Origin of the sequence: Mesorhizobium sp. XAP4, from assembly GCF_029269325.1 — a bacterium.
GTDB lineage: Bacteria > Pseudomonadota > Alphaproteobacteria > Rhizobiales > Rhizobiaceae > Mesorhizobium > Mesorhizobium ciceri.
On sequence record NZ_JARIXW010000008.1, the window covers coordinates 183214 to 197175 of the forward strand.

Annotated in this window: 15 protein-coding genes; 7 read left to right on the forward strand and 8 right to left on the reverse strand. The window is 59.6% G+C overall.

The features are described 5' to 3' along the window. Positions 1–7: 7 nt before the first annotated feature. Both P3C39_RS29370 and P3C39_RS29375 read left to right on the forward strand, forming a co-directional pair. The gene (locus P3C39_RS29370; RefSeq protein ID WP_275954793.1) at positions 8–898 is read left to right on the forward strand and encodes an N-acyl homoserine lactonase family protein; all 891 of its coding nucleotides are present in this window, start codon (positions 8–10) and stop codon (positions 896–898) included. Positions 899–909: 11 nt separating this feature from the next. After that, on the forward strand, positions 910–1842 hold the full coding sequence (locus tag P3C39_RS29375; RefSeq protein WP_245265400.1) for a 3-hydroxyacyl-CoA dehydrogenase: 933 nt from the start codon (positions 910–912) through the stop codon (positions 1840–1842). 134 nt (positions 1843–1976) lie between these two features. On the opposite strand, the gene P3C39_RS29380 is transcribed toward P3C39_RS29375, so the two are convergent. The 6 genes from P3C39_RS29380 to P3C39_RS29405 all read right to left on the reverse strand — a co-directional run bounded on the left by P3C39_RS29380 (position 1977) and on the right by P3C39_RS29405 (position 6431). Continuing rightward, a complete protein-coding gene (locus P3C39_RS29380; protein ID WP_275954792.1) occupies positions 1977–2297 on the reverse strand; it encodes a hypothetical protein in 321 nt (106 codons plus the stop codon). After that, on the reverse strand, positions 2294–2800 hold the full coding sequence (locus P3C39_RS29385; protein ID WP_275954856.1) for a hypothetical protein: 507 nt from the start codon (positions 2798–2800) through the stop codon (positions 2294–2296). The genes P3C39_RS29380 and P3C39_RS29385 overlap by 4 nt, the downstream gene beginning before the upstream one ends. Positions 2801–2922: 122 nt before the next feature. Further along, positions 2923–3666 carry an amino acid ABC transporter ATP-binding protein gene (locus tag P3C39_RS29390; RefSeq protein WP_275954791.1) on the reverse strand — a complete coding sequence of 248 codons (744 nt, stop codon included), beginning with the start codon at positions 3664–3666 and terminating at the stop codon, positions 2923–2925. Further along, complete coding sequence (locus tag P3C39_RS29395) at positions 3663–4637, reverse strand: amino acid ABC transporter permease (protein WP_013525195.1); 975 nt, start codon at positions 4635–4637, stop codon at positions 3663–3665. The genes P3C39_RS29390 and P3C39_RS29395 overlap by 4 nt, the downstream gene beginning before the upstream one ends. Before the next feature lie 59 nt (positions 4638–4696). Next, positions 4697–5530, reverse strand: a complete 834-nt coding sequence (locus P3C39_RS29400) for a transporter substrate-binding domain-containing protein (RefSeq protein WP_275954790.1) — start codon at positions 5528–5530, stop codon at positions 4697–4699. A gap of 439 nt (positions 5531–5969) precedes the next feature. Then, positions 5970–6431 carry a hypothetical protein gene (locus P3C39_RS29405; protein ID WP_275954789.1) on the reverse strand — a complete coding sequence of 154 codons (462 nt, stop codon included), beginning with the start codon at positions 6429–6431 and terminating at the stop codon, positions 5970–5972. A gap of 168 nt (positions 6432–6599) precedes the next feature. Between P3C39_RS29405 and P3C39_RS29410 the strand changes: the two genes are divergently transcribed. Continuing rightward, a complete protein-coding gene (locus tag P3C39_RS29410; RefSeq protein ID WP_275954788.1) occupies positions 6600–7343 on the forward strand; it encodes a hypothetical protein in 744 nt (247 codons plus the stop codon). A 104-nt stretch (positions 7344–7447) separates the two neighbouring features. After that, on the forward strand, positions 7448–7723 hold the full coding sequence (locus P3C39_RS29415; protein WP_275954787.1) for a hypothetical protein: 276 nt from the start codon (positions 7448–7450) through the stop codon (positions 7721–7723). Position 7724: 1 nt separating this feature from the next. On the opposite strand, the gene P3C39_RS29420 is transcribed toward P3C39_RS29415, so the two are convergent. Both P3C39_RS29420 and P3C39_RS29425 read right to left on the reverse strand, forming a co-directional pair. Then, the gene (locus P3C39_RS29420; protein ID WP_275954786.1) at positions 7725–8318 is read right to left on the reverse strand and encodes an SOS response-associated peptidase family protein; all 594 of its coding nucleotides are present in this window, start codon (positions 8316–8318) and stop codon (positions 7725–7727) included. A gap of 71 nt (positions 8319–8389) precedes the next feature. Next, on the reverse strand, positions 8390–8653 hold the full coding sequence (locus P3C39_RS29425; RefSeq protein WP_275954785.1) for a DUF982 domain-containing protein: 264 nt from the start codon (positions 8651–8653) through the stop codon (positions 8390–8392). A gap of 797 nt (positions 8654–9450) precedes the next feature. Between P3C39_RS29425 and P3C39_RS29430 the strand changes: the two genes are divergently transcribed. From P3C39_RS29430 to P3C39_RS29440, 3 genes are all read left to right on the forward strand, one after another. Then, positions 9451–10644 (forward strand): tyrosine-type recombinase/integrase, encoded by a 1194-nt coding sequence (locus P3C39_RS29430; RefSeq protein ID WP_275954784.1) that lies wholly within the window; start codon positions 9451–9453, stop codon positions 10642–10644. 673 nt (positions 10645–11317) lie between these two features. Next, the gene (locus P3C39_RS29435; RefSeq protein ID WP_275954783.1) at positions 11318–12790 is read left to right on the forward strand and encodes a protein adenylyltransferase SelO; all 1473 of its coding nucleotides are present in this window, start codon (positions 11318–11320) and stop codon (positions 12788–12790) included. 326 nt (positions 12791–13116) lie between these two features. Further along, a complete protein-coding gene (locus P3C39_RS29440) occupies positions 13117–13629 on the forward strand; it encodes a ferritin-like domain-containing protein (protein WP_063170775.1) in 513 nt (170 codons plus the stop codon). Positions 13630–13962: the final 333 nt, after the last annotated feature.

Sequence of the window (13962 nt, forward strand, 5' to 3'; positions counted from 1 at the left end):
GGAAATAATGTCACAGTATTCGATCTGGATTCTCGAATATTCCTACGTCACCAAATACCACAAAAGTGGCGTTCTTTATGGTGCGCACAACCAGGGCTACGTCAAACTTCCGTACTGCTACGCCCTGATCAAAGGCAACGGACACGTTGCCATGGTGGATGTCGGCTACAACGACAAAGACTATGGAAAGCACCTTGGAGACAAGTTCGGCGTCGAGAACTGGCGCTCCCCAAAGGAGGTTCTCGCCGGGGTCGGCCTGACACCCGAGGAGGTCGATACGGTCTTCATCACCCACGCCCATTTCGACCATTTCGGCAATGTCGAGGATTTTCCGAAGGCGAAATTCTACATTCAGGAACGCGAGATCGCGAAGTGGACCTGGGCGATGTCGCTGCCTGACAGGCTCCGCTGGATGATGGTGGCTGTCGATCCCGGTGACATCATCCGTGGCGTCGATCTTGCGCGCCAGAAACGGCTCATTTGCGTCGATGGCACCGTAGAGAACGCTCTTCCGGGGATCGACCTTCATGTCGCCTACGACAGCCACACCTTTGCGTCCATGTGGGTCAATGTCCGCAACGACGGCAAGGCGCGGTCTTCCGATGCCTGGGTGCTCGCCGGCGACCTGGTCTATGTCTTCGAGAATGTCGAAGGCCTAGGGGGCGTCGTCGATGTCGATACGCCGATGTATGTGCCGGTCGGTCTTGCTCTTGGTAGCCAACAGAACCTGTTGATGGCCACCGAAGCGATGATGAAACAGGTCGGCTATGAAGCGCAACGTGTCATTCCAGTACACGAGGAAAGGCTCAAGGACCGCTTTCCGTCGCGGATCACCAAGGACGGACTGCGCATTTCGGAAATCTGCCTGGCTGACGGCGAGACATCCAAGGTACGATGATGTCAACAAACTTGAAGCAAGTCGCCGTTGTTGGCGGCGGCCTCGTCGGAAGCGGCTGGGCGCTGGTCTTTGCGCGTGCCGGCATCCCGGTTCGCCTATTCGACGCAAGTGAAGACATCCGGCAAGCCGCGCCCTCTCGTATCCGCGCCAGTCTTTTGGACATGCTAGAATTCGGCTTGGTCGATGACGTCGATGCAATCGCGCGGCGCATCGAAGTGGTCGACAGCATGGTCGATGCAGTATCGGCGGCCGACTACGTGCAGGAATCGGTCTTCGAACGCGCCGATGTAAAAACCGCCGTTTGCGCCGAGATCGGTGCAGCCATACGTGACGACGCGGTGGTAGGCAGTTCCAGCTCCGGCATACCGGCTTCGATGTTCACTGAACAGGCCCCAAGGCGATCGCGCTTTCTGATCGCCCACCCGGTAAATCCGCCGCATCTGGTGCCGCTTGTCGAACTGGTACCCGCGCCATGGACAGATCCGGAAATCGTTCCATGGCTGCGCGAGGCGATGGAGCAAGTCGGACAGGTGCCGATCGTCGTCAACCGTGAGATCGAAGGCTTTATTCTCAACCGCCTCCAAGGTGCGCTGCTGAACGAGGCCTGGGCGCTGTTGGATGCGGGCTTGGCAAGTGTGGCCGACATCGATCGAACAGTTGCTCATGGTCTCGGCCTGCGCTGGTCGTTCATGGGACCGTTCGAGACGATCGATCTGAATGCGCCCGGTGGCATAGAGGATTACGCGCAACGTTTGGGAACGCTTTACCACTCGATCGCGCAGGATCGCCGCGATCCGAAACCTTGGTCTCCTGATCTGATAGAATTCGCCACGGCCGAGCGCCGGGAAGTACTGGCGAAGCCAGAGCTTGAGGCCCGTTCGGCATGGCGCAACCGTCGGCTTATGGCTCTAATTTCTCATAAGCGGGGTCAACCGGAACGTTAGATTTTCCTCCTCCGCAAGAAGCGATGGAGGTCACATGACGTGTATGGGAATGGCGGTTGAGATGCCGGCGGAATAGCACCGTTCCCGACCTTCGTCGCACTCCAAGCAGCCTTCACCACGCGTTGAGCAAGTGCCTATGGATATGCCTCCTCGGGGCGAGCGAGCATCATGAGATCACCGACGTTTTTCTGATCGGCAAGCGTCCAAAGCCGATCGGCAAGCGAACGTACGGCAAGTTTCGGGCAACCGTAGCGGGCCAGGGCGGCAAATTTCTCCTGGAGCGCTGCGTCCGACATAGGTCGATAGAGGCTGCCGGTAGCAACGCCTTCGGATACCGCTACAGAAGAGCCATCCGTGTACCGGATTGAGACATGCGCGGCTTCGACCGACGCGCCAGCGTCGACCTCGACTGGGCGCACCTTGGCACGGAGAGCCTTGACCTGCGGATCGTTCACCGCGGCATCGCTGAAGTCTTCGCACCAGCATGGCCGCGCAACAGACTGACGGCCACCGCATGCTGGGCGCTCACCTGCGCCTCGCGCCCCGTGGTGACTTCGGGGCGATCAGCCGCCCTCGGGCCCTCGCCGGCGGCCCTTAGTCTTAGACCCGCCTGCGTTCGATAAAGGCAGATCGTCACGGCCGCCACGAGCACGGGCAGCATGTAAGCCAGCGGATTCTGATTAAAGAGGGCCGGACCGATCAGCGGCAATCCCGAGAGGTAGGGGACAGGCAGCGAAGCAAATCCGCTGACCGCGGTTCCGCCGCCCGCAAGCCCGAACAGGGCGCGGGCCAGGAGGGCCGTGAGGCCAGCGCACAGCAAGTTGATGGCAATCCCGGCTACGAGCTGGTTGACCGCGAGGCTGACGCACAGCAGGGCGAGCAGAAGTCCCGCCACCGCGCCCAGCAAGACCCCGGCGACGAGCCCCGCGACCGGTGAGCCTGTGAGATAGGGCCGAATGCGCTTGCGATTCTATCAGTCCCGACATGGACCGGTGGATTGCCGTGCCTGGTGCGCGATCGGCGAACTGGAACCGCTGCCCCATGACATCTCACCGCCATTGGCTTGGCAAAATGTACGTATCAGTGCTTCAGTATCTGGCTGAGAAACAGCTTGGTCCGATCGTGCTGAGGATTGCCGAAGAAGCTGTCCGGCTTGCCTTCCTCGACTATCCGGCCGGCATCCATGAAGATGACGCGATCGGCCACCGCCCGTGCAAAGCCCATTTCATGAGTGACGCAAACCATAGTCATGCCGTCGCGCGCTAGCGCGGTCATCGTATCGAGCACTTCCGACACCATTTCCGGGTCGAGTGCCGATGTCGGCTCATCGAACAGCATCACCGCCGGCTTCATGCTCAGGCTTCGCGCAATGGCGACGCGCTGCTGCTGGCCGCCCGACAGCTGGACCGGGAATTTGTTCGCCTGTTCGGGAATGCGCACGCGCTCCAGGAACTGCAGCGCGGTTTTGCGTGCCTCGGCGGCGGAAACGCCCTTGACCCACATCGGCCCGGCCATGCAGTTCATCAGCACGGTCAGATGCGGAAACAGGTTGAAGTGCTGGAACACCATGCCGACATTGCTGCGCACGTCGGCGACGTTCTTCATCTTTGGGTGAAGATGGATGCCGTTGACGGCGATGTCGCCCTTCTGATGCGATTCGAGGCGATTGAAGCAGCGGATCAGTGTCGACTTTCCGGAGCCGGACGGGCCACAGATGACGATGCGTTCGCCTTTGTGGACCGTCAGATTGATGTCCTTCAGGGCATGGAACTGGCCGTACCATTTGGAGACGGCTCTGGCTTCAATGATGGCTTGAGCGCTCATCGCACCTTGCTCCTGGCATAGTGCCGTTCGATGCGGGACTGGATCAGCTCGAGGCAGATCGACAGCATCCAGTAGATGAGAGAAGCCGAAATCAACATTTCCATGTGCTGGAAGGTCTTCTGGCCCAGCGTGCGGGCAAGGAACATCAGTTCCCAGACGCCGATGACCGAGACCAGCGAACTGTCCTTGAGCATGGAAATGAACTGGTTGCCGGTCGGCGGAATGATGACCGGAAGCGCCTGCGGCAGTATGATCCGGCGCATGGTCAGCGAAAAGCCAAAACCCATCGAGCGCGATGCTTCCCATTGACCACGGTCGATGCTCTGGATTCCCGATCGGAAAATTTCGGTCATGTAGGCGCCGTAGCACAGCGAGAGCGCCAGGATGCCGGCGGGTACCGCACCGACCACGAAGCCCAGTTGCGGCAGGCCGAGATAGATCAGATAAACCTGCATCAGGAGCGGCAGGCCGCGAAAGAACGAAGTGTAGAAGCTTGCGATGGCGTAGGCGAAGCCGTTGGTGGAGAGCTTGGCTACGGCACCCAGTATGGCGATCAGGGAGGCGATGATGATGGAGATGGCCGAGACGTAGAGCGTGGTCACCACGCCCTGGGAAATCAGGAATGGCAGCTTTTCCCGGATGAAGGGCAGGCTGAGATGAAAGGTCGCGAAGAAGGCCAGGAAGAGCAGCAGCAGTTCGAACCAGACGATGGCGATCTGGACACGCAGCGAGGCGAAGCCGATCAGGACGACATTGAGGACGAACAGAAGCGCGATCACGAAGGCGATGGCAAACCGACCATAGAGGCCGCTCTGCGACGGTTCGCCGATGACCGGGCGCATCAATTCGCCGAAGCTCGTCGACGTCAGGTTGAAGGCGAGGAAGATCGCAAAGACGACGCCGAACATCGTCGCCACAAACCACGGCTTGTGCACGAGGACTTCAGCTTCGACGGTATCGGGGTAAAGCATAGCCTGTCCCTTCGAATGGTCGGCGGCCCGCACAGGCGAGCCGCCAGCGAACGTCGGAACTAGTTTACGACCGAGTAGTCGACCCCGTACCATTTCCTGGAGAGCGTGCTCAGCGTTCCGTCGCCTTTCATGGCCTTCACGGCATCGGCGATCCTGGCCGAGAATTCCGGGTCACCGTGTTCGATTGCGACAGCCAGGGGCTCATAAAACACCGGATCGCCGATCTGCTTGATCGGATAACCGGCTTTCACGGCATCGACGATGCTGGGCTGCGACGAGACGACGGCATCGAGCCGAACGCCGTCACCGACCCGCAGATCGTCGAAAGCGGTGGTGGAGTTCTCGTAGGAGTGCACTTCCTTCGGGTTGAGCTTGTATTCGAATGGCGGCGCACCGGCCGCGTCGAGCGTCAGATCCTTCTTGGCATAGGCTTCGAAGGTCGATGTCGTCGTCGCGCCGACAACCTTGCCATCCAGATCGCTCAACGATTTGGCCTTGCTGTCCTTGTGAACCGCAACCGCTGCTGGCGTGTAGTAGTAGACAGCGGGAAAATCGAAGATCTCGGCGCGCTTCTTCGTCGGCGTCATCGAGCCGACATGCATGTCCCAGCGGCCGACCCAGTTGCCGGCGGTGATGATGTCCCAGCCCGGCGTCACGAACTCGACCTTGACGCCGATACGCTTGCCGATCTCCTTGGCGACATCGATGTCGAAGCCGTCCAGCTCGTTGCTGGCATTGAGGAAGGACTGCGGCGCCCAGTTGGCGTCAGTTGCGACCTTGAGAGTTCCGGCCGCCACGACACGGTCCAGCACCGCGCCGGCCTGAGCCGGAAGCGTCGTCAATGTCAGGGCAAACGAAGCCGCCAATGTCGCCAATTTCAGAGATGTTTTCATGTGTACCGTTCCCCTTGTTGTTGTTGCAAATTTAGAAATGAGACCGCTGTCGGCGCATCCTCTGAAACATGTCGGCGCCGGCGACTGTCGGCGCTCCAAGGAAGAACGGCGTATAAACCGCAGTCCTGCACGCGTCCGCAACAACAGCGGGCGATTGTCGCGCGCAGGACGGAGGAAATTCGCCCCCGCCGCGGGCGGTGAACGGGACAGCCGTAGGAGCGTCAGCATAGCGCCGGCCGCAGGACGGGACGCGGGACCGACTGTCCCCGTCCGGGGCGGTCCGCATGACTTTGCGTCACGATGGAAGCCGACCAGCCGTGATCGCGCGCAGTTCCGGTCCTCGGAAGTCAAGCCGCTGATCGCATCGATGCTGCTGGGTTGCCAGCACCAGCGCGAGTTGGCCCGGAAATCGATGAGCTCCTGCGCCCTTCGGCTCCTCTCAATTGCGTGGCAGCTTGTGAATTTCCCGCCTGACAGGCCCGCCCCTGTCACAACTGGTGCAGAAAAGCGCGCGCTCGACCGAACTGAACAGAGCGCCTTTTCCGTAGCGTTTGATGAGCCCGGCTGGTTTTACCGTTGCGTGGTGCGAACAGGATCTGCACCAGGCCCGCAACACATGCCATTCGCGAAGATCGCCGAGCGCAACATCAAGGCCGGCGTGAACGCTGCCGTCGATGATGGTCTGTGGCGGGATCGTCACCTCACCAGGTGTCAGAATTTTCTCCATCACATGCCGACTGTTGTAGTGGATTAGCAACATGCCCGGCCGGCGCCGGATGGCGGCCTGCCAGGCTGCCTGACTGACCGTTGAATCGGGAGAACGCGAGATGGTTTCTGACAAAGCCTGCTCCTCGCGATCCCAGACCTCGATCCGAAAATTGTCTTCCGCTGTTTTCGCCATAGCTTCGCCGGCCAGCGCGATTGACGCCGAGCCACGGTCCTTTGCTGCTCAAGATCACGCTGAAATAAGGAACATATTCCTCTCTCGTCAAGGCATACTTGACTCATCGTTCTCTTTTTGTTCTCCTTGACAGAGATAGGCCATAGGAGGCGAACCATGGAACTTCGCTTGAACATCGAGAACGCAACACCAGAAGAGCTCGCACGCGGCATCGCCGCAGCCGAAGCCGTGTTTGCACGCGCCGGCATTACGGCTTTGCAGGGCGCGGAAGGACTGTTTGCGTTGGAAGGGTGGGATATCAAAGGCTTTCCAGAAGACGACAAGCCTACTGAAGACGAGAACCAGGCCGCCACAGTCTGGCTGGAGGCCGACGAGGCTGCGACGACTGCTTGTTGTGCGGGCTGGCCGGAGGACAAAATTCCGCGCCATCAGGTCATGGAACTGATCAACGTTCCCCGCAAGAAGTTGCAGGCCGAGGCTCTTCCGGACACGTGGCCGGCGCGTAAGCAGCTCTATCCTGACCTCGTCAAACGGCTGGAGGTTACAGCTGGCCCAGACCGCCAGATCGATTTCGACATTGCCTTCGTTCTGGGTTGGGTGCCCGAGCGGCCGACGCTGGATCGAGTTGAGCCGCTTTCCGAAGAGGGAGACCGTATCCCCTTCTTCACCAGCGATCTTGCCCAGGTCGAAGAGATGGCCCGCAAGGCGCTCAGGGACTGGACAATCGAGATCGACAGGGATCCCTGCGATGCCCACGTTTTCGACCCGGCGGCCAGTGATGACGATGATGAATTGCGCATGGCGGCATGGCGTGATTTCGACGGCTCCCTGCACATGGAGAAGCCACCGGCAAATCCTGCAATCGCGCTGACGCTGGCCATGATGCGTGGCCAGTCGATGCATTTCGAATAGTGGTCAAACGCAGTCGGGTTTCACCAACGCCATCGGTCATCGACCGCGACTGGCCTCACCAGGTTGCGCTGCCAGATGACCTTTGCACCGACCGGAACTTCACCATGATCGCGAAGTTCTGCCAGGAACGAGGGCTTAAGCACCAGACACGGCATGTGCAGGCGATATGGCCGAACGGCAAATATGAAACCTATCGGCTCCATTGCTTCAGCGAAGCCGCATCTGCAGAGGCCTTTCTCGATCACTTCGAGGGGCTGAGGTTCGATCCGAGGCAGGATCGGGAGAATGGAAAGGTGCGAGGCGTCTGGCGCCGCACGGGCGAATATACGCCGGTCCTCGATCTCGGTCCGCTCAGCGTACCAGAGATCTTGCGCAGCTAAGTCACGAGCTTTCGGGGCGAACTGTCTCCACCGAGAGGGATCCAGCGGGAAGCGGACGCAGCAGCTCAGCCTCAGGCTTTGTCAAATTGATCCAGGCCGCCCAATTCTCGGGCTGAAGGACCACCACCTGACGATTGTGATATAGCGCGACGTCCGGCCCGGGTTCGGTCGTCAGCATGGTGAAGGTGGGAGGCTTGTTGCCGACAGCTTCACGCCAAAGCCCGGCGATGACCATGAACGGAGAGCCGTTGAGCGTGAAGCGATGTTTCGCCTTCGGATACTTCGTGCCTGTGAATTCGAAGAACGCGGACGCAGGAACGAGGCAGCGTTTGCTGTTTGCGAACTGCCGGCCTTCGGAGCGGAAGTTGAACACAGGGCCGCCTTTTGGTCCGGCCGGCGGAAATCCGAACGTCATCGATGTCAGTTCGATCGCATCCCCGGCGGCACGCATTATTGGCGCCGGTTCACTGATGCGCACGTCGTCCGCCTGTGGCAGGTCGAGTTCGGTCTGGTGGGTGGGGATTTTGAGCGCCAGCGACGCCATCATCCGGCAATATTCAGCCCAGAGGACATGCTGTTCGTAATCGTTGCACATGGAAGGCTCCGGACCTGGGCGACCTGTCTACAGTAAGGCAGTCGAGGCCACGATGAAAAGCGGATCGGCGCTCAGCGGAACGGATCCCGCTCAACGAGGATGTCGGCCTCCTTTGCGGCCTCAACGAAGGCCTTGCGTGCGTCACGGGTTTCTTTCAGGCCCTCGAGCACACCAAGGCAGGCTTTGCGAGCAGCGACATGTTTCTTGCCGGTCATCGCCGGCCATCGGTTCAGCAGGATGTCCGCTGCCTGGGCTACTCGCTCAACTGTATAGATCGTGTTCCTCGACCTGCCGAGGGCCACGCGTACAGGCTTTTCAAAGCGCTGGTCTTGCACGCAACCCTCCCAAACGCGAACGCGACTCAATTCATGATGAGATCTTAGGTTCCCGGTCTCTAGTGCTGTCCGAAGAACCTGTGGGCTGTGCATCAGTTTGGAAATCCGTTCACATCTAACCCCATTATATGAAAAAATCCCGCATCGGCCGTGTTTGAGGGACGGCAAATGCCCCTGCAACGATACGGCGAAAATTCGAGCCCATTGATCTGGACTTGCTCCAGCGGGTGTTCGACCAACTGTGCATCGAGCGCCGTCTAGCCCAAAAAGACAAGGAACAGAGGGAAGACCTCGCTGCGGAAGTCGTCAGCGTTTTCCAGAACGGGATCACGGACGAAGCGGATCTATTGGCGGTAGCGCTCTCCCGACTCGAACCCCCGCGGCCGCGGTCTGCTATCCTATTTTCACGTCGCCACCGCCGTTTGCCGCATTGGCCGGACAGATCCATTCCAGGCATTCCAAGGAAAGGGTAGCGTGATTGCTTCTTAGGTGAATGCTCCACTGTCGCGGAACTCAGCCCGCGAGGCGATGTGCAGCGAGTAAAGCAATGAAACGCGCACCTGGCGGGCTCCCGCTGTTCGGCATTAATCGAGAACAGGCAGCGGTAGCTATCGGCGTCAGTCCAACGACGTTCGACCAGATGGTCGCGGATGGCCGTATGCCACAACCGCGGATGCCTAGCAAAGAGCGCGCTTTGTCTGGGACGTGGAGGAACTGGCAGAGGCATTCGGGCGGCTACCACACCGCAACAGCAAACTTGACGGCATGTCCTCCAGCGATAATCCTTGGGATCGCAGATGATGGACGTGGCGAGCACCATGGTGAAATTCAATCTGAAAGGCGTTGTCGAAGACAGGGATCGGCACGGCAATATCCGGCTGTACTTCCGCGCACCGGGTAGAAAAAAGATCCGTCTGCGAGAAAAGCCAGGTTCAGCCGAGTTCCACGAAGAAGTGCGCTGCGCGCGAGATGGCGTTCCTTATGCTTCGCCGGGCAGTCTGATGTGGCTTTGCCAGGAGTATTTCCGGCGCGGTGGCGCAGAGGTCGGCGAAGGCACGATGCTTCGACGACGAACGATACTCGAAGGCGTGTGCAAACTGCCTCACCCGCTGAGCGGGTCGGTCAATCCGGACTTTTCGACGAAGGGTTCATTACCATTCGCGGCCATGAAGCGGGCTCACGTCAAGGAGCTTCGTGATACCCGGTCAGACGCTCCGGGGGCAGCCAACAATATCACAAAAGCCATTAGCGCAATGTTCGCCTGGGCCAAGGATGCCGAGCTGGTCGAGGTCAATCCGGCAAACGGAATAAAGCGCCTGACTTCGGGCAATGGCGAAGGTTTCCACACCTGGGAAGTGTCGGAGATCGTCCAGTATGAGAAACGGCATGCGCGCGGCACCATGGCTCGTATGGCGCTGGCGATTTTCATGTTCACAGGTTTGCGACTGTCCGATGCAGCAATCTTTGGCAGACAACACATTACCCAGGTTCGCAACAAGGATACCGGGACCTGGGAGAAGTGGATCAGGATCAAGCCTGGCAAGACCGACAAGAGCAAGGTGCGCAAGGAAGCGATTGTCGTCGAACTGCCTCTGCTCCCAGAACTCGAGGATGAGCTTTCCTTCGCCCCGGCCGGCAACCTGACATTCCTCGTCACCGAGTATGGTCGGCCTTTCTCGGAAAACGGCCTTGGCAACAAGATGCGCCAATGGTGCGACGAAGCGGGGCTCCCGGGCTGCAGCGCCCACGGGGTCCGCAAGGCAGGCGCCACCGTTGCCGCAGAAAACGGTGCCACGCATGAACAGCTGAAGGCGATTTACGGCTGGACGACGTATCAGCAGCCCGATCATTACATCCGCAAGGCACGCCGCCGGATAGTGGCGCAGTCTGCCCGGACGCTTCTGGTATTCGATCGAAACGAGAACGAAAATGTCCCACTTTTGGAGGGGGTGGAAGAGAGTGGGACAAAAAAGTACAAAAAACCCAATTAAATCAACGGCAGAGAAAGCCGATGGTGGGCCCGGAGGGCCTTCCACCAGGGAAGGCTTCGGTTCGGGCCCGCCATGCTCTCCTCGAACGTAGCGGCTATGACGCCAAGGATGGCATTTGAAGGACCCCCTTAGGGTGATTGTGTCCAATGGCGCGCGATCGCTTGGATCAAAAACGCGGGAACGCGACCTTATCTTCTTTGATCTCGCCTGATGACATGCCCGTACGGATCCGCCCGGCGAGCGTATGGGTTGCGGCCAGCGTACCGTCGGGGACATCATCATAAAACTGACGTCCGCGCCATTCGGGAGGCGCCCCAGCTGCAACGTAGTCTCGACAGTTTTTCCTTCGCCTGCGGCCTAGTACGGCCATGAGGGTGACCCGACAAGATCGTCGTCATGGACAATGGATCCACAAGGCCTTCTGTGGTCAAGACAGCAGAAGGGGTCAGCTTGCCTGTCGCCTTTCGTCGCACGGTAGCCCCGAAACGCGACGTAGGCGGGTAGTTCAAAGCTTATCCGGTGCCGGCCTGATGGATCCGAATGGTACCAGCGAGATTGTGTCCTATATGACAAGTGAAGACAGTCTCCTCGAGACGGGAGCTGTTGGGTCCTTCCGTCAGAGCCAGATTTCATGACGGCACCTGCGACCGCCGAATAAACCCAGGGCATTCAGATGCGGCTTCTCGCCCTCAACAACAGCTATGCGCAATTGCCCGAGCGCTTCTTCGCGCACACGGATCCGAAGCCGGTGTCCGAACCCCGGCTGATCCGATTCAACCGGCCACTTGCGGAGGAACTCGGGCTCGATGCCGACCAGCTTACCAGCCCGGATGGATTGGATATGCTCTCTGGCCATAGATTTCCGGAAGGCTTGCAGGCAATCGCCCTGGCCTATGCAGGTCACCAGTTCGGAAACTTCGTGCCTCAGCTCGGCGACGGGCGCGCTCTGCTGCTTGGCGAGGTGGTGGACGTTAACGACATTCGCCGTGACATCCAGTTGAAGGGATCGGGACCGACGCGGTTCTCGCGCAATGGCGACGGCCGCGCAGCCGTCGGCCCGGTTCTGCGCGAGTATGTCGTCAGCGAAGCAATGGCCGCGCTGGGCATTCCGACGACTCGAGCCTTGGCGGCTGTGCTCACCGGGGACCCGGTATATCGCGAGGTCCGGCTGCCCGGCGCTGTCCTTACAAGAGTGGCGGCCAGCCATATCCGGATAGGCACCTTCCAATATTTCGCTGCGCGCCACGATACCGGAGGCCTCAAGATCCTCGCCGACTATGCCATTGAACGCCATTTCCCGCAGCTGGTCGGGCAAGCGCGGCCGTACCGCGCTTTGCTTGAGGCCGTTGTCGCTGCACAGGCCGATCTGGTGGCGCGCTGGATGCTGGTCGGCTTCATCCATGGCGTCATGAACACCGACAACATGACGATCTCGGGCGAGACGATCGACTATGGCCCATGCGCCTTCATGGACGCCTATGACCCGAGCGCGGTGTTCAGTTCGATCGACCGTGTCGGCCGCTATGCCTATGCCAACCAGCCTCATGTGGCGACATGGAATCTTGCACGCTTTGCCGAGACTCTGCTGCCGCTCATGAGCACGGACGAGAGTGAAGCCGTCTCTGAAGCCGAAGAGGTGCTTGGGTCTTTCCAGTCCTCATATGAGACTGTGTTGCAGCGCGGCTTCCGCAGAAAACTCGGATTGCTGACCGAGGCGGAAGGCGACTTGCAGCTCGCGGCTGATTTTCTGGATGTATTAGCTCGCGGCGAAGCCGACTTTACGCTCGCCTTCCGGCGTCTGGGCGACGACCTCGCCGCCCCGGACGATCAGGGCGGGGCGCGGCAGTTGTTTGAGGATCCAGGCGCATTCGATGTTTGGTCGGCGCGCTGGCGCGAGCGCATCGCAAGCGATGCTGCCGACACGGCCGCGCGCCGGGCGGTCATGCATGCCGTCAATCCCAAATTCATCCCTCGCAACCATCGCATCGAGGCTATGATCCAGGCGGCGCTGGGCGGGGACTTCACACCTTTCGAGGAGATTTTGAGGGTCATCAGCCGGCCCTTCGATGAGCAGCCGGACATGGAACGCTATGCTGACCCGCCACGCCCGGATGAACGCGTCCTACAGACATTCTGCGGCACATGAGACATTGAATGATGGCCGGTTAACATGTGCAAATGCGGAAGACCCTTCGCAAGCTACCGTCGTGAGTAGTCGGAAGCGTCTGATCTATGACGATTATGGACTCACGGAAGCTTGTCGATCACCCGTGCCGATGCTTCCACCGTTGCAGCTAGGACTACCTGAGCGTCGGGCGGCGGGTGCTGGGAGACAGATCTTGAGCGTCAAGGCTCCGCAATAAATTGGTCGCGTTCAATTTCACTGCAATCAGAGAACACCCTCCGGAACCAGTTGCCCCGCATCGAGTTGCTATTCCGCCTCGCTTTTGAGCGCGAACGGGAGAACACAGGATGGCACCCACTAAGAAGGCATCACCGAAGGGCCTGAACGAACTTTTCCACGACACGTTGAAGGACATCTATTTCGCCGAAAAGAAGATCGTTGCGACGCTGCCGAAAATGGCAAAGGCCGCTCAAAGCCCAGATTTGAAGGCGGCGTTCGAAAAGCACCGCGAGGAAACGAAAGAACACGTTGCCCGGCTCGAACAGGTTTTCGAAGTGATCGGCAAGAAGCCGCAGGGAAAGACGTGTGCGGCTATTGTGGGCATCACCGATGAAGGTGCCGAGATCATGGAGGAATATAAGGGCACACCTGCCCTGGACGCTGGCCTGCTGGCTGCGGCCCAGGCTGTGGAGCACTACGAAATCTCACGCTATGGCACACTGAAGACCTGGGCCTCCGAACTGGGGCTGGATGAAGCTGTTTCGCTCCTCAATTTAACCCTTGGAGAGGAAAAGGCGACCGACGAGGCGCTGACACAACTCGCTGAACCGGCTGTCAACATGGCTGCCGAAAACGTGTAGTAGCCCCACCAGGCGAAGACTGGCCCGTCGCTACGCGAATCTCACGGGAGGTATCAATGGGATATCTAGGTACGCTCGTTTCAAGACTACTCGGCAAGAAGCCCGGCCCCGCTGGCAACGGCGATATGCGCAAGTCGACTGGCGCGGGTCCTGCAATAGCAGCGCATTCGAAAGACGCGAAGACAACGGCGCCGACCGGCCAGAACCGATCGGCGGCAGCAAAAGAAAAATGACCGACGCCGTAGGAGCGTAGTCACTGGACAGCCAACAATGCGCCCATTTCCGGTCAACCCTTTGAAGCAGGCGGTTCGGTCCTGTCCAGACTGACCCCGT